This is a genomic window from Pandoraea sp. 64-18 (assembly GCF_001899225.1).
Classification (GTDB): Bacteria; Pseudomonadota; Gammaproteobacteria; order Burkholderiales; family Burkholderiaceae; genus Pandoraea; species Pandoraea cepalis.
Genome location: NZ_MKVU01000018.1, coordinates 1 through 15,659 on the forward strand (window position 1 = coordinate 1; position 15,659 = coordinate 15,659).

Sequence of the window (15,659 nt, forward strand, 5' to 3'; positions counted from 1 at the left end):
CCATAAATCTCTAGACCCCAGTGGTACGAGAAAAGCAGTCAGGTCACCACCTGCCCGGTAGGAATCCGGCAGGGTGCGGGCGACACTGACGCCGCCTGTGGTGTCGGCAAACGCCTCCCCGGGCGCTGACCGCTATCGAACCAAACCTGTGCGCTATCGAGCGAACATTGCCCTGCGCGCTGACACACGGCGAAGGCGTCCTGAACGGCAGACGTCTGCGTGTCACCCAGCGCAATGCCGATCTCTCCATTGACTGCACGCACGACCGCCCAGTAAGCCGGCCCATTACCGGACATCAACACGTCGCATCGCCCGCCCCGGCGACCGGAAGCCAGTTGGGCTCGGCAACGATCCAGCGCGGCGACCTTGGCCTTTGCCATCGACGTCTGGTCGGTCACCGACACATACCGAATCCCGCTCGCGGTCCGCACCCCGGCCACCGCCGACGCCGCGACACTCGGCGTGCTGGCGATCGCCAGCACGCTCGCGAGGCCTACTGTGCAAATCAAGGGATAGGAACGCCACCACTGATTCATGACGTGACCGCCGCCGCGCGATTTCCAAAAGTTGAGATTCATACGGCATCAGATCACATCGCCCAAACCGACGAAGCCTCAAGCAGAAGGGAAATCAGTCGCCATATGGCATCGCCGTAAGCCCGTTCGATCGCCCCGCGATCAAGTGACATCGCACCAACGACGCACGCTCAAAACAAAACAGGCGGCGCATCTCACGATGTCACCGCCTGCTTTGTCGGGGCTCCCCCCTTGCCGAACGCCGCCTAGCGGCATGTTCAGCCATCCCGTCGTCGCTCAGGTGCCGCGCTTGATCCACGCCGACAAATTGTGCGGACGCAGCGTGTCGTACTCTTCGAACGGCTGGTGAATCCACGGATTCGTCGGCAGGAAATCGACCGCGTAATCGGGCGCCACTTTCGAACACGCCTTGTGCCACAGCACCGCCGAGCGCACGTCTGTCACCTTTGGGAAACGCTCCTTGAGGTGCTTGCCAACGCGCTCGAGCGTCACGCCCGAATCGACCAGGTCGTCGACCAGCAGCACGCGACCTTCCAGCTCGCCGCGCGTGATGGTGATGAAGTGAGCGATGTCGAGGTCACCGCGAACGGTCCCTTCGGCTTCACGATAGGAACTGGTCGCCAGAATCGCGAGCGGCACGTCGTAGATGCGCGCGAGTTGATCGCCCACACGCAAGCCACCCCGGGCCAGGCACAGGATCTTGTCGAACTTCCAGTTCGATTCGTAGACCTTGAGCGCAAGTCGCTCGATGAGCCGATGATACTCGTCCCACGAGACCCAAAGGTTCTTGTCGTCGTTTTGGGGTAGATTCATGGTGTGCTGTGCCAACGCTACGGTGCTTCAGTGCTTGAACGGGTGACGCAACAAGATGGTTTCGTCACGATCCGGGCCGGTCGACACCATGTCGATCGGAATACCGCTCACCTCTTCAATGCGCTTCAGATAGTTCTGCGCCTGAGCCGGCAATTGGTCCCATGCCGTCACACCCACCGTGCTCTGCGACCAGCCGGGGAAGTCTTCGTACACCGGCTCGCATCGCGCCACATCCACCGCACCACGGGGCAGGATGTCGACCGTCTTGTCGCCAATCTTGTAGCCGACACACAGACGCACCGTGTCGAGACCGTCGAGCACGTCGAGCTTGGTCATGCACAGGCCGGTCACGCCGTTGATCTGAATCGAGCGCTTGAGTGCTGCGGCATCCATCCAGCCGGTACGGCGCGGGCGGCCCGTCACCGAACCGAATTCCTTGCCGACCGTGGCCAGTTGCAGGCCGATCGCTTCCTGACGGGCGGGGTTGTCCGCATCGTACAGTTCGCTCGGGAACGGCCCCGCACCCACGCGAGTGCAATAGGCCTTGGTGATGCCCAGCACGTAATGGAGTTGTTGCGGACCGACGCCCGCGCCAGCCGAAGCGGCACCCGCGACGCAATTGCTGCTGGTCACAAACGGATACGTACCGTGATCGATGTCGAGCAACGTGCCCTGGGCGCCTTCGAACAACAGGTTCTGGCCTTCTCGGTTGGCCGCGTAGAGCATCTGCGACACGTCGGCGATCATCGGCTGCAGACGCGCAGCGTAGCTCAGCATCGTATCCAGCGTTTCCTGGAAGTCGACGGCCTTCGCGCCCAAATACTGTGTCAGGACGAAGTTGTGATAATCGAGGGTTTCACGCAGACGCTCGGCGAAAGTCTCCGGATCGAAGAGATCCTGCACGCGCAGCGCACGACGGCCGACCTTGTCTTCGTAAGCCGGGCCGATGCCGCGACCGGTCGTACCGATCTTGCCGGCGCCGCGACGGGCTTCACGCGCCTGATCGATGGCGACGTGATACGGCAGAATCAGCGTACAGGCTTCGGAAATGCGCAAACGACCGCACACATTCAGGCCCGCGCTTTCCAACTCCTCGATTTCCTTGAACAGCGCTTCCGGCGAGAGCACCACGCCGTTGCCGATGTAACAGGTGACGTCCTTGTGCATGATGCCCGAGGGAATCAGGCGCAGAATTGTCTTCTTGCCACCAATGATGAGCGTATGTCCGGCATTGTGGCCACCTTGAAAACGCACCACGCCTTGCGCGTGATCGGTCAGCCAGTCGACGACCTTACCCTTACCTTCGTCGCCCCATTGAGTTCCGATAACGACGACGTTGCGCCCCTGATTCAAAGCATTGCCGGACATAACAATAGTTGGTTTGGTTAAAAACGTATTCTACCCGTGTTGGCGTAGGCTAGTGCCGCTTTTTTCAGCGACGTTCACCGGGGTGTCACAACCCATTGGCCCGCTTTTTCGACAAGGACGCGGTCGCCCGTGAACTCCTCGAAATCCTGATCGTGGCCCGGCAGCATGCGAATAACGACTTCACCCGCGTTGCGCAGGCTGTCGATCTTCGCGCGCAGCCCCGGCACATCGTCAGCCGGCGCCAAAATCGCGTTACTCCGCGCTTCGACCGGGGAAATCGCAGCCAACTCACGCAAATCCAGCGAAAAGCCCGTTGCCGGACGGTCTCGACCAAACGCCTGGCCCACCTTGTCGTAACGGCCGCCGCGCGCAATCGCATTGGGGATGCCGTCGACATAGGCCGCGAACATCACGCCGCTGTGGTACTGATAGCCACGCAGATCGGCCAGGTCGATCGACAATACGGCCGGCCCGTCCTTGCTTTGCGCCGCCGCCAGATAGGCCAGATCGTCGAGTGCCGCCCTCACGCCGGGCAGGTCCGGCAACGCCTTGCGGGCACGAGCGAGCGTCTCGGCCGGTTCGCCATACAGCGTGGTCAGCGCCAGCAAGGCATCGCGCAGGCTCGCCGGAAGATCGCGGGTCAACGCCTCGAGCTGCGGCACGTCCTTCGTGGCCAATGCCCCGAACAACTCGCTCTCGACGGCCTCAGCGGCCGGCACGCCCTCGATGAGCGCTTCGAGCACACCGGCGTGGCACAAATCGATGCGGATCTGCTTCAGACCGGCAAGCTGGAGACAGTAAAGCAGCAGTTCCTGGATCTCGAGATCGGCTTCGAGCCCGCTGTGCCCAAAGATCTCGGCACCGATCTGGAATGGCTCGCGCGTCGCCAGCAGATTACGCGGACGCGTAAATAGCACGCTTCCGGCATAGCACAGCCGCGTCACGCCCTTCCGATTGAGCAAATGAGCGTCGATACGGGCAATCTGCGGGGTAATGTCCGCACGCAGGCCCATGGTGCGCCCGGAAAGCTGATCGACGAGCTTGAACGTGCGCAGATCGAGGTCATGGCCGGTGCCGGTCAGCAGCGACTCGACGTACTCGAGCATCGGCGGCATCACGAGTTCGTAGCCGTAGGTACGGAAACGGTCCAGCATCAGCCGGCGCAGATCTTCAATCTTGCGCGCCTCGGAAGGCAGCACGTCGGCGATATTTTCGGGGAGTAGCCAGTTCGGCATGGGTATTTCGGTATTCAGGCGGCGCGAGAAAGCGCCTTTTAGTGGTCGGCCAGCAGCATCAGAATCAGCCCCAGCGAGACGGCGGCCAAACCGAAAAAGCGAATCTGGCCGGACGGCATTTCCGTTATTTTACGAAAACTTTGCCGCCACCGGTCTGGTGCGACAAACGGAAACATTCCCTCGACAATCAGCATGAGGGCCAAAGCGAGAAGAATCGTGCTGGTGCTCACAGGGGACTCGGCCAAAATGCCACCGCCCGCGATTGACGCGGGCGGTGGCAGCTACTCGGATGTCAAGGACGCTATTTTCGCGCTTTTCCGGCCGACGCGCCAGCCGCACCGCCGGAACCACGCATGAATCGGAAGAAATCGCTGTTCGGATCGGCAATGATCACGTCGCGCTTGTCACGGAAGGTCGCCTTGTACGCTTCGAGGCTCTGATAGAACTGAGCGAACTGCGGATCGCGACCGAACGCCTGCGCGTAGATACCGGCAGCCGTCGCATCGCCCTCCCCCTTGACCTGCTGCGCCTTGGCATAGGCCTCCGCCACGACCACGTCGCGCTGGCGGTCGGCATCGGCGCGAATCTGCTCGGCCTCGGCCGCGCCGGTCGAACGCAATTCGTTCGCCACGCGCTTGCGCTCCGCCGCCATCCGGCTATAGACCGAATCGCTGATACCCGCGGCCAGATCGACCCGGCGCATCCGCACATCGACAATTTCGATGCCGACTTGCGCAGCGTCCTCGCCGACCTTCTGCTTCACCCACTGCATGACCTGATCGCGCTGCGACGACACGACCTCGGTCACGGTGCGCTTGGTGAACGCTTCCTGCAACGCCGAGCGAATCTGCTGCGTCAGACGATCCTGCGCGAGGCGGCTATCTCCCTTGAAGCTGACATAGAACTTGCGCGGATCGACAATACGCCACTTCACGTACGAGTCGACGATCAGGTTCTTCTTCTCGGCCGTGATGAAGCGTTCCGGCTCGGGATTGTCGATGGTCATGATGCGCTTGTCCAGATACAACACGGTCTGGAGCGGCGGCGGCAATTTGAATTTCAGGCCGGGCTGACTATAGACGTCCTTGATCTCGCCCAGCGAGAACACCACGGCATAACGGCGCTGATCCACCACGAACATGGTCGAGGCAAGCACGATCAACAAAACGATCAGCGCGACAATAACGGTTCCAATACGGTTCATGCGCTTATCCCCTTAGCGTGAATCGCGTTCGCGGTTGCGCAGTGCCGCGCGCGATCGATCATGGTCAACATCGCTGCCGTCATCGGCGGCGGGCGCACCCGCGGCCTTCCCCGTGCTGGCGCCCGAGGCCGGTGCCGGGGCCGACGCGTCGCTACGCGAACGCTCCATGATCTTGTCCAGCGGCAGATACAACAAACTATTGTTCTTCGAATCCACCATGATCTTCGTGGTGCGCGAGTAGATCTGCTCCATCGTGTCGAGATACATCCGCTCGCGAATGACGCCCGGCGCCTTCGCATACGCTTCCTGCACCGACTTGAAGCGATCGGCATCGCCCTGTGCCTGCGACACTACGCGCGCCTTGTACCCGGCCGCCTCTTCCGTCAGACGCGACGCCGTGCCCTTGGCGCGCGGAATCACGTCATTAGCGTAGGCCTGCGCCTCATTCTTGGCACGCTCCAGATCCTGGCCCGCCTTCACCGCATCGTCGAACGCAGCCTGCACCTGTTCAGGCGGCTGCACGCTTTGCATCGTCACGCTCGTGACCAGGATGCCGGTCTTGTAACCGTCGAGAATGCGTTGAATCGAGGTGACGAGTTCATTGGCGATTTCTTCGCGGCCAGCGTAGAGCACGAAATCCATGTTGCTCTTGCCGACAATCTCGCGCACGGCCGTTTGCGCGGCCAGATTCACCGACGATTCGGCATCCACGTTATTGAACAGGAACTCGGTGGCGTCCTTGATGCGGTACTGCACGGCAAAGCGCACGTCGATGATGTTCTCATCGCCGGTGAGCATCGACGAGTCCTTCAGATCGGTGTCGCGAATGGTGTTCGAGCGGCCGATTTCGACCGAACGGATCTGCGACATGTTGACGATCTCGACCGCCTGGAACGGATACGGCAGGCGCCATTGGATACCCGACGTCGTGGTGTACTTGTACTTGCCGAATTGGGTGACGACGCCGACCTGCCCTTCCTGGACGATGAAGACGCCCGTTGCCAGCCAGATCAGGAATGCCAGCGCGACGACCACGCCGACGCCGATACCCGAGCCACGCGAGCCCCCGGCGCCGCTACTCGAGCCACCGTTACCGCTCCCGCCGCCCTTGCGGCCGAAGATACGGTTAAGACGCCGATTGAAATCGCGCCAAAGTTCGTCGAGATCGGGCGGGCCGTCCTGCTGCGGACCTTGCGGTCCGCGCTGCGGCTCCTTCTGATCCTGCGAATTCGGATTGTTCGAACGATCGGGGCGGTTCGGTTCCTGATTACCGGACGGCGTATCGCCGCCGCCGTCCCGCCCCCAGCGCGGGTCGTTCAGGGAGAAGATCAAGCCAACTCGTCGCATCAAAGCTTTTGGAAGCATAGGTAGAAGCGTGGTGACTGAAGCGGTCTTGGCGTTGCGACCGGCGCGCCCACTTCGGAGTGCGCATGCTGCCGGTTCGCGCGTGGTTCCCGAATCTGGTATGCCGATCGGCGGCCTTGACCGGCCTCCGTCTGGTCTCTTGCCAGGTCGTCGCCCTCGTTGGGCCGTGCTGCCGGAAATCCCCGTGGCAAGCTCCGCCCTACATGGTGCGACGTCTCGTGTTATCTGTCTTCTGCGCGCGGCGCATCGGTCCAACGGTCGATAAGCCGGACATCGGGCGCTTCTTGCAGCGATTGTAACCCACCCGTACCGGCCACAACCGCCTCGCTGATGGCCTCGCGCAGCAGGTCGAGCCCTTCGCCAGTGCGCGCGCTCAAAAAGACTCGCGTGATGCGCCCGGCTTCATCCCGTTCGATTCTCGGGCCTTGCGCGGCCAGTTCCGGCACCGCATCGATCTTGTTCCAGACGAGAATCTGCGGGATGTCCGCCGCATCGATCTCCGCCAAAACGGCGTTGACCTCGGCCATCTGCTCCTGACGCACCTGACTTGAGGCGTCCACCACATGCAACAGCATGTTGGCGTGCACCGTTTCCTCAAGCGTCGCCCGGAATGCCGCCACCAACTGGTGCGGCAGCTCGCGGATGAATCCGACAGTGTCAGACAGCACGATGTTCCCGACTTCGCCAAGATAAACGCGACGCGACGTCGTATCGAGCGTGGCAAACAGCTGATCTGCGGCGTAGGCGTTGGCTTTCGTCATCGCGTTGAAAAGCGTGGATTTGCCTGCGTTCGTGTAGCCCACGAGCGAAATCGACATGGTGCCGCTGCGCTGACGCGCACGTCGCTGGGTGTCGTGCTGGCGCTGAAGCCGTTCGAGACGCGCAGAAAGCGACTTCACGCGCTCGCCGAGCAGGCGACGATCGGTTTCCAACTGCGTTTCACCCGGCCCGCGCAGACCGATACCGCCCTTCTGACGTTCCAGGTGAGTCCAGGCGCGCACGAGGCGCGTGGACAAATACTGCAACTGTGCGAGTTCGACCTGCAGCTTGCCCTCATGACTCTTGGCGCGTTGGGCAAAGATATCGAGGATCAGGCTGGTACGATCGACCACACGGCACTGCAGCAGGTGTTCGAGGTTACGCTGCTGACCGGGGGTCAGGGCGTGATTGAAAATCACCAGTTCGACATCGTACTCGTGGATCGCGGCACGCAGTTCTTCGGCTTTGCCACTGCCGATGAACAGCTTCGCGTCCGGGCTACGGCGACGGCCGGTAACGGTCACGACAGGCGTGGCGCCTGCGGATTGCGTCAGAAGGTCGAGTTCTTGGAGACTGGCTTCGAAATCGAGTTTGCCGAAATCGATGCCGACGAGCGCGGCGTTGATAGTCAAGCTACGCGGGGAGTGGGTATTGGGGCTGTTGGACAAGAGCGGGCGATGGGGAAGAGAAATTCGCCCGGCCGGAGTGACTCCCGGTCGGGCGAGCCTGAATCAGGACTGCTCGGCTTCCGGATGGAAATTCACCGGACGCGCAGGCACGACCGTCGAAATGGCGTGCTTATAAACCATTTGGGTGACCGTGTTGCGCAGCAGGACGACATACTGGTCAAACGACTCGATGTTTCCCTGCAGCTTGATACCGTTGACCAGATAGATCGAGACGGGAACATGCTCCTTACGCAAGGCGTTCAGAAACGGGTCTTGTAGAAGTTGCCCTTTGTTGCTCATATATAACTCCGTTGTATTTTTAGCAAATGACCGTAAGTCAAGGCGTGTGCGCGCTTCCCGCCTTGACTTCCACACTATAGCTGATTTTGCTAGCGTCGCCAGCAAAACCCCGCCCGGGTTTGGCTTTCATTCGCCCTTGGCGTAAGGGTTCGCGCTGTTGCGAAACTCTATGCGTAATGGAGTGCCCTTCAACTTAAAAGTTTCCCGGAAACGATTCTCCAGATAGCGGCGATAGCTGTCGGTCACGCCATCGAGACTATTCCCGTGGATGACGATGATCGGCGGATTCGAGCCCCCTTGGTGCGCGTAGCGCAACTTCGGACGCGAGAACCCGGAACGCCGGGGCTGCTGGTGCTCCACCGCCTCGTTGAGGGCGCGCGTGAGCTTCGGCGTCGGCAACTTGGTCATGGCCGCCGCGTACGCATCGTCCACCGAGCGCATCAGCGGGCCAATGCCCGTGGACTTCGTCGCCGAGATAAAGTGAAAATTCGCAAAGCCAAGGAATTTGAGTTTTCGCTCAAGCTCCTGCTTGATCTGGTCGCGCGAATACTCGTCCAGCCCGTCCCACTTGTTCACGCCGACGACCACCGCACGTCCCGACTCGACGATGAAGCCGGCAATGTGCGCATCCTGATCGGAGATGTCCTGACGGGCATCGAGCATGAGGATCACCACGTTCGCATCGGCAATCGATTGCAGTGTTTTCACGACCGAAAACTTTTCAACCGCTTCGAACACCTTGCCACGACGACGCAGCCCGGCCGTATCGATCAACGTGTAGTTTCGCCCCTGACGCTCGAATTCGATGTGGATCGAATCGCGCGTGGTCCCCGGCATGTCGAACGCGATCACGCGCTCTTCGCCGAGCAGCGTGTTGACCAGTGTCGACTTGCCAACGTTAGGACGCCCGACGATCGCGATCTTCACTCGCCCGTCGTCGCGCGTGCTGTCCTCGTTCTCGTCCTGATTGGCATAGAACGGCGCGATGGCTTCGTCGATGACTTCCTTGACGCCGTCGCCGTGTGCCGCCGAGATCGCCAGCGGATCGCCCAGGCCGAGTTCGTAGAAGTCATTCGCGACCGCACTGTACTTCATGCCCTCGGCCTTGTTGACCACGAGCATGATCTTGCGTCCCGTCTTGCGCAGATAGTCCGCGATGATCTGGTCTTGTGGCGTCAGGCCCTGACGCCCGTCCACGATATAGATCACCACGTCGGCCTCGACCACGGCCTGGCGCGTCTGCTTGGCCATTTCGTGGAAAATGCCGTCCTTGGCCACGGGTTCGAAGCCACCGGTGTCGATCACCAGGTACGGATGCTCGCCAACGCGCCCCTCGCCATAGTGACGGTCGCGCGTGAGCCCGGGCATGTCGGCGACGAGCGCGTCGCGCGAGCGGGTCAAACGGTTGAATAGCGTCGATTTGCCGACGTTGGGGCGCCCTACGAGCGCGATCACGGGTTTCATGAATAAGCCTAAAAACGAAGACGGCCGGCGCGCTGCCGGCCGTTCCCGGAAAATGCCCGGGTGCTGCCGGTCACCGGTTAATCCGGACGGAAGCCGTAAATGTTGCCGTCGCGCGTTTGCACGACCAGCGTCTGGCCGGCGAGAATCGGCTGTGCGCTGATCGCACCACTGAGCTTGACGCGGGCGAGCAGTTCGCCGTTCTCACGCGACAGGAAATGCAAATAGCCCTGCTTGTCGCCCACCACCACGACACGGCCGAGCGCCAACGGCGCCGACAAGTCGCGGTACTTGAGCTTGTCGTTCTGCCACAGTGTACTGCCATCGGCAGCGTTGAAAGCGTAGACGGCGCCGTCGGTGTTGACCGCCGCCACGACACGCTCGTCCTGCGTCACACCATTCGGCGACGAAAAATCACGCGCCCACAGGCCATTGCCGGTCTGCACATCGGCGCATCCCACCCGGCCCTGGAACGTGGCGCCGCACACCTGGCGGCCGAAGACGACCGGCGTGCCCGTAACGTCGTTCACACGCTCCACCTCGGTCACGCCCTTCGGGTACGACAGCGGCGTGACCCAAAGCGGGTTGCCGGTGTTGGCATCGAGCGCCACCAGCTTGCCCCCCGGGAAGCCCGTCACGACCGCACGATCGCCCAAAAACGTCATGCCAGTCCCGGTGCGCAGTGTGAGCGTCGACGTCGGCTGCGAGTACGACCAGCGCACCGAACCGGTGGCGGCGTCAAACGCCGTCACCCGGTTGTTGATCGCGCGCACGACGACCAGACCCCGACCGACCAGCGGCGCCGTGAGCACTTCGCTACCGGCGTTCGCCTTCCAGGACGACTTGCCGTCGTGATCGAACGCGATCACGTCGCCCTTGTGCGTGGCGACGACGGTCGTCTCCCCATCGCTGCCCGGACCGGCGGTGATGTTCGTATCCGCCTTGGCCGACCAAGTCGACGCGCCGGTGTCGGCATCCACGCGCACGATGCTGCCGTTGGCGCCCGCCGCGAACACGGCGTTGCCCACGGCGACCGGTGCGAAGCTATAGGCGCCGGACTTACCGACGCTCGCCGTCCATATCTGCTTGACGTTCAGCGCCTGCTTGATCTCCGTGAGCGGCGTCGGCTCGTGCGCCGGCTTGCTGCCAAAGAGTCCACACCCTCCCAGCGTACCCAGCACGGCCAGCATCGTCACGGCGCTGCCCGCGCGCTTGAAAATGCCACGGCGCGTCGAGGCGGACTGTGACATGGCCATCGTTTGCGGCATCGATCGACGGAAGTCGTTAAAGATCATCATGTACCCGATTTTGCGTTATGGGAGGGTAATACTTGCCAACGGAATGCCGACGCGCGTCAGGCCCCCAGCGCGTCGAGCTTGAACTGAACGAACTGGCGCATGCCCGAGTCCTGCTTATCGAGCTTGTCGAGTGCCAGCTTGTATGCGGCCCGCGCGTCGGCCATCTTGCTCTGTGCGACGAGCACGTCGCCACGGCGATCGGCAAACAGCCCGGCATACGGTGCAGGCGGATTGTCGAGCAGCTTGAGCGCCTCGTCGTACGCCTTCTCGTCGAGCAGCACGCCGGCCAGACGCAGCTTGGCGAGTTGCTTGTACTCGTCGTCTTTCGCGTTCGACACAGCCCATTGCAGTTGCGCTTTCGCGAGCGCCACGTCGCCCGCGTCCGCCAGCGACTTGGCCGCCAGTAGCGCCGTCATCTGGGCGTAAGGCGTGCCGCTGAACTTGCTTTCCATGTCCGACGCGATACGCGCCACCTTCGCCTTGTCCTTGGCGTCGATCGCGGTTTCCAGCTCGCCGTAAAGCACACCGGCCTCGACAGTCTGCTTGCGGTCGTAATAACGCCACAGGTTCCAGCCACCATAGGCCAGCATGATGACGACCAGCATCCAGACAACGTAATTGCCGTACTGCTTCCACCAGGCCTTTACGTTCTCGATCTGTTCCTGTTCCTCGTGATAGCTGCTCATTCGCCGGGGTTCTCCGTGTCTGGCGTCTTGGGTTAGTGAAGCGTCGTGTTCGCCGTGCCGTCATCGGCCAGGCTTTCGTTCACGCTTTCGTCGGCACTGGCGACGATGGCGTCGATCAGGTGTTCCGCGAGGGCCTCGAACGCCACGCTCGTCTGGTTGTTCGCCGGATCGGCGGCACGCAGATGCTTGACGACGACGGTACCCGACGCTACTTCGTTTTCACCGACGATGATGGCGAAGTTCGCGCCGCTCGCATCCGCTCGCTTCATTTGCGACTTGAAGCTGCTGCCCTTGCCGTCCGGGCTGCAATGGAACACGACGTTCAACCCGGCGTCGCGCATGCGTTCGGCCGCGATCAAGGCCGGCGCAACCGCCGCCTCACCCTGGTGCACGACGTAGACGTCGGCCCCTTCGGCCTGCGGCACGAGGTCGTCTTCGCGCAACAATTCGAGAATGCGCTCAACGCCCATCGCCCAGCCGCACGCCGGCGTGGCGTCGCCACCCAGTTGCTCGACCAGCGGATCGTAGCGGCCGCCACCGGCGACCGTACCCTGCGCGCCGAGCTTGTCGGTCACCCATTCGAACACGGTCAGGTTGTAGTAATCCAGACCGCGCACCAGACGCGGATTGATCGTGAACGGAATGTTGTTCGCCTTGAGCAGCGACTGCACGCCTTCGAAGTGCTTGATCGAGTCCTCGCCGAGATAATCGATGAGTTTCGGCGCCCCTTCGACCATCGCCTGCATCGCCGGGTTCTTCGTATCGAGCACGCGCAACGGATTCGTGTAGAGACGGCGCTTGCCGTCTTCGTCGAGCAGGTCGACGTGCTTCTCGAGATAGGCAATCAGATCGGCGCGATGACGCGCACGCTCTTCGCCCTGGCCCAGCGAGTTCAGTTGCAACTGGATGCCGGTCAGGCCGAGATCGTCCCACAGGCGCTGGCACATCAGGATGATTTCGACGTCCGCATCCGGGCCGGCAAGCCCCAGTGCTTCAACCCCCACCTGGTGGAACTGGCGATAGCGGCCGCGCTGCGGCTTCTCGTGGCGGAACATTGGACCGAAGTACCACAGGCGCTTCGGGCCGCTGTACAGCAAATTGTGTTCGAGCGTTGCCCGAACCGCCGCAGCCGTTCCCTCAGGGCGCATCGTGAGCTGCTCGCCGTTGAGCGAATCGGTGAAGCTGTACATCTCCTTCTCGACGATATCGGTCACTTCGCCAATACCGCGCGTGAACAACGACGTATGCTCGAGGATCGGCGTGCGGATCTGCTGATAGCCATACGCGCGCAGCATGGCGCGCACCGATTCCTCGAAAAACTCCCATAAGGCCTCATCCTGCGGGAGGATGTCGTTCATGCCTTTGACCCCGGCCAGTTTGGCGGGGCGCTTCTTCTTTGCGTCAGTCATATTTTCTTGTGTCCTGCCTGCTTAGGCGGTGACCGCCCCTTCGGTCTGAGCGTAGCGGGTCTTCACGTACTCGTCGACGATCTGCTGGAACTCTTCGGCGATGCGATCGCCGCGCAGCGTGCGGACCTTTTCGCCATCGACAAAGACCGGCGCGGCCGGCGATTCGCCCGACCCCGGCAAGCTGATGCCGATGTTCGCGTGCTTCGATTCCCCCGGACCATTCACGATGCAGCCCATCACCGCCACGTTCATGGTCTCGACGCCAGGATATTGAGCCTTCCATACCGGCATTTGTTCACGCAGATATGTCTGAATACTGGAAGCGAGTTCCTGGAACACCGTGCTCGTCGTGCGGCCGCAACCCGGGCAGGCGATGACCATCGGCGCGAACGCACGCAGGCCCATCGTCTGCAGAATTTCCTGCGCCACGACAACTTCCGCGGTACGCGCACCGCCCGGCTCGGGCGTAAGCGAGATGCGGATCGTATCGCCGATCCCTTCCTGCAGCAGCACCGACAGCGCCGCCGTCGACGCCACGATACCCTTCGAGCCCATGCCGGCTTCGGTCAATCCCAAATGCAGCGCGTAGTCGCACCGCTTGGCCAGTTCGCGATACACGGCGATCAGGTCCTGCACGGCGCTCACCTTACACGACAGCAAGATCTTGTCGGCCGACAGACCCACGCGCTGCGCCAACGCCGCCGACTCGAGCGCCGACGTGATGAGCGCTTCGTACATCACGCTTTGCGCGTCCCAGGGATGGGCGCGAGCAGCGTTCTCGTCCATGATGCGCGCGAGCAACGCCTGGTCCAGGCTGCCCCAATTCACGCCGATTCGCACCGGCTTGCCGTACTTGATCGCCATTTCGATCATTTGCGAGAACTGCGTATCTCGCTTGGCGCCCTGCCCGACGTTCCCCGGATTGATGCGGTACTTCGACAACGCCTCGGCGCATGCCGGGTAGTCGGCGAGCAGCTTATGGCCGTTGTAGTGGAAGTCGCCCACGAGCGGCACGGCTACGCCCATGCGATCGAGTTGATCGCGAATCGCCGGCACCGCGGCGGCCGCTTCGGGGGTGTTCACCGTGATGCGCACCAGTTCCGAGCCCGCCTGCGCGAGTTCCTTGACCTGAATGGCCGTACCGATCGCGTCTGCGGTATCGGTGTTGGTCATCGATTGCACGCGAATCGGCGAGTCGCCACCGACCGTCACGAGCTGGCCGCCCCAGCGAATGGCGACCTTACGCGACTGACGACGAGGTGCCGGACCGCCGATGATCGGCATGCATTCTACAGAAGCCATGATTACCCTCTTTCGGTCTCACTGCAGCGTCAGACGCGCCACGTTACCCGCATTGCGGGACTTGATCTCGACCGGTTGACCGTTGAATTCCAGCGATTCGACGCCCGCCACGTTGCCCACAACGATCTTGAGCGGCGCATCGCCCGTAATTTCCTGTGCGGTACCCGCGCGCATCAGCTGGGAGAACAGCACCTTGCCGCCCTTCGAACGCACTTCGACCCAGCTATCGGATTTCAGCCGCAACGAAATCTTGCCGGTCCCGGGCGCGACCGCGCTGACCGCAGATGCCGGCGCGGGCGCTGCCGCCAAAGGCGAACTCGCCCCGGCGAGCCCGGCAACCACATGCGTCGGGTCGGCCGCGGCGATCAGGCCCGGGCCCGCCGCCGTCGTGGCCGAAGCGCTGTCGACCGTGCTTTCCGTATTTCCGATGTTCGCGCTTTCCGCGCCCGGCGGCGTGCCATTGGCGTCGGTCACCACGGGCTGGCTGGCGGGCTCCGCCCCCTGCGCCGACACAGCGCTGGCCAGCTCGGCTGGCTCGACCGACCCACGGCCCGCCTTGTGGGCGTTGCCGAAGTACCACGCGGCGCCCGCGATCACGACCAGAGCCACCAATGCCCAAGGCCATTTGGCCTGCGACGCGGCGACCGGCGAGCGGAAACGCACCGGGCTCTTCGGGATGCTGGGCTGGCCCACCGGCGCCTGCGGAACGTCGACGGCAGCGGCGCGGCCGAAACTGCGCAGCGGCTCGACCATCGGCTCCGGGTCGGCCCCGAGCATACGTGCATAACTGCGCACGACCCCCAGAATGAACGGGATTTCCGGCAGCGCTTCCCACTCGCCGGTTTCCAGGCGCTTGAGCTTTTGCACCGAGATTTTCAGGCGCGCCGACACGTCTTCGATCGACATGCCGCGCTTCTCGCGCAATGCGGCCAGTTGCGCTCCCACCTGCGCTCCCAGCTCAGCCCATCCGGCGGCCGCGCCCTGTGACGCGCCCGGGCCCTGAGCCTCGGCTTGCCCGCCGGCTTGCGCCTGATTCTGGTTATCCATCGATACGCCCCCGTTCGTAAGCAGCCGCCCGCAGCGGCTGAGGATATGCTGACCACAATTCCCCACCATCACCTGCCGTGCGCGCGGCGTAAGAATCTGCTCGGCGCATCAGAAGTTTCTGCAAGGAACTGAAGGAATCGCGCAGGACACAAAACGCGCCCTGCGCAAGGAATGCTGTCGTGCGAGACAGATCCGACGAGCGACATGG

At 62.5% G+C, this 15,659-nt stretch carries 15 protein-coding genes; all 15 read right to left on the bottom strand.

The features are described from left to right. Nucleotides 1-38: 38 nt before the first annotated feature. The 15 genes from BGP02_RS15105 to BGP02_RS15175 all read right to left on the bottom strand — a co-directional run bounded on the left by BGP02_RS15105 (nt 39) and on the right by BGP02_RS15175 (nt 15,451). Entirely contained in the window at nt 39-578 is a 540-nt protein-coding gene (locus tag BGP02_RS15105) for a DUF4189 domain-containing protein (protein WP_286798801.1), read from the bottom strand. 234 nt (nt 579-812) lie between these two features. After that, entirely contained in the window at nt 813-1,349 is a 537-nt protein-coding gene (locus BGP02_RS15110) for a phosphoribosyltransferase (RefSeq protein WP_017231571.1), read from the bottom strand. A 27-nt stretch (nt 1,350-1,376) separates the two neighbouring features. Continuing rightward, nucleotides 1,377-2,717, bottom strand: coding sequence for an adenylosuccinate synthase (locus BGP02_RS15115; RefSeq protein WP_017231570.1), 1,341 nt, complete (start codon nt 2,715-2,717; stop codon nt 1,377-1,379). Nucleotides 2,718-2,791: 74 nt separating this feature from the next. Next, the gene (locus tag BGP02_RS15120; RefSeq protein ID WP_017231569.1) at nt 2,792-3,952 is read right to left on the bottom strand and encodes an ATP phosphoribosyltransferase regulatory subunit; all 1,161 of its coding nucleotides are present in this window, start codon (nt 3,950-3,952) and stop codon (nt 2,792-2,794) included. 38 nt (nt 3,953-3,990) lie between these two features. Then, nucleotides 3,991-4,182 (bottom strand): DUF2065 domain-containing protein, encoded by a 192-nt coding sequence (locus tag BGP02_RS15125; protein WP_017231568.1) that lies wholly within the window; start codon nt 4,180-4,182, stop codon nt 3,991-3,993. A gap of 71 nt (nt 4,183-4,253) precedes the next feature. Beyond that, entirely contained in the window at nt 4,254-5,156 is a 903-nt protein-coding gene (gene hflC / locus BGP02_RS15130; RefSeq protein WP_286798802.1) for a protease modulator HflC, read from the bottom strand. 12 nt (nt 5,157-5,168) lie between these two features. Further along, nucleotides 5,169-6,521, bottom strand: a complete 1,353-nt coding sequence (gene hflK / locus BGP02_RS15135; protein WP_026131523.1) for an FtsH protease activity modulator HflK — start codon at nt 6,519-6,521, stop codon at nt 5,169-5,171. 221 nt (nt 6,522-6,742) lie between these two features. Beyond that, on the bottom strand, nt 6,743-7,912 hold the full coding sequence (gene hflX / locus BGP02_RS15140; protein ID WP_017231565.1) for a GTPase HflX: 1,170 nt from the start codon (nt 7,910-7,912) through the stop codon (nt 6,743-6,745). A 99-nt stretch (nt 7,913-8,011) separates the two neighbouring features. Beyond that, on the bottom strand, nt 8,012-8,248 hold the full coding sequence (gene hfq / locus BGP02_RS15145) for an RNA chaperone Hfq (RefSeq protein ID WP_010807283.1): 237 nt from the start codon (nt 8,246-8,248) through the stop codon (nt 8,012-8,014). Between the two features lie 126 nt (nt 8,249-8,374). Next, a complete protein-coding gene (gene der, locus BGP02_RS15150; protein WP_017231564.1) occupies nt 8,375-9,712 on the bottom strand; it encodes a ribosome biogenesis GTPase Der in 1,338 nt (445 codons plus the stop codon). 77 nt (nt 9,713-9,789) lie between these two features. Further along, nucleotides 9,790-10,959: an outer membrane protein assembly factor BamB gene (gene bamB / locus BGP02_RS15155; protein ID WP_286798803.1), complete on the bottom strand. Its 1,170-nt coding sequence runs from the start codon at nt 10,957-10,959 to the stop codon at nt 9,790-9,792. Between the two features lie 104 nt (nt 10,960-11,063). Then, nucleotides 11,064-11,693, bottom strand: coding sequence for a tetratricopeptide repeat protein (locus BGP02_RS15160; RefSeq protein WP_017231562.1), 630 nt, complete (start codon nt 11,691-11,693; stop codon nt 11,064-11,066). Between the two features lie 32 nt (nt 11,694-11,725). Then, entirely contained in the window at nt 11,726-13,102 is a 1,377-nt protein-coding gene (gene hisS / locus BGP02_RS15165) for a histidine--tRNA ligase (RefSeq protein WP_130025657.1), read from the bottom strand. A gap of 21 nt (nt 13,103-13,123) precedes the next feature. Continuing rightward, entirely contained in the window at nt 13,124-14,404 is a 1,281-nt protein-coding gene (gene ispG / locus BGP02_RS15170) for a flavodoxin-dependent (E)-4-hydroxy-3-methylbut-2-enyl-diphosphate synthase (protein WP_502688486.1), read from the bottom strand. Between the two features lie 18 nt (nt 14,405-14,422). Further along, the gene (locus BGP02_RS15175; protein ID WP_261938741.1) at nt 14,423-15,451 is read right to left on the bottom strand and encodes a RodZ domain-containing protein; all 1,029 of its coding nucleotides are present in this window, start codon (nt 15,449-15,451) and stop codon (nt 14,423-14,425) included. Nucleotides 15,452-15,659 lie beyond the last annotated feature (208 nt).